The organism is Bacillus sp. P4_D3 (assembly GCF_056401855.1).
On the sequence record NZ_JBFUIN010001294.1, the window covers coordinates 1 to 576 of the forward strand.

The following is a 576-nucleotide window of genomic DNA, read 5'->3' on the forward strand; positions in this document are numbered from 1 at the left end:
GAACGTACCATTACCATCGCCCGTCATAATTCCGGCTTGTGTAACTGCCTCAATAGCCCCTTCATACATATTTCCTTTCGTATCTGTGAACTTCGTTTTCTGTTCTACATTTTGCTCCAACTTCAAGTACTTTTGTATTAAAACTGCTACTTGACCACGAGTAATGTTGTCACCAAATCCAAATTGCCCATTTCCATAGCCTATAAATAACTTTTCTTTCGCTAAATAGTTAATTGCTTTCTCTGACCAATGACCCTTTGGCACATCTTTAAATTCAATTACTTCTTCCGCTACTTTTTCATTTACAACATTTTGAATAACAGACCCTGTGAAGAAGATTCCTGTATCCGCAAATGGATCTTTCACACCAAATTCATATACTTTCTCACCTGGTGTACTCCACTTAACCACATCGTTACTATACGTACCACCTTCACTCTTCAAACGAATTTTTGTAGAGATTTTACCATCTTTTTCGTATACAGGTACTTTCACTTCTTTATTTACTTCTGTTTCCTCTAAAAATACTTTTTGATTTTGAACATTGATGTAAGCCGTTTTACTTAGTTCTACAAC

Annotated in this window: 1 protein-coding gene; it reads right to left on the reverse strand. The window is 35.8% G+C overall.

Features of this window, described 5'->3' with window-relative positions; translation table 11 throughout:
- Positions 1-576, reverse strand: a 576-nt coding sequence (locus tag AC1DTM_RS30900) for an S-layer homology domain-containing protein (RefSeq protein ID WP_477001754.1), incomplete at both ends; no start/stop codon positions are given.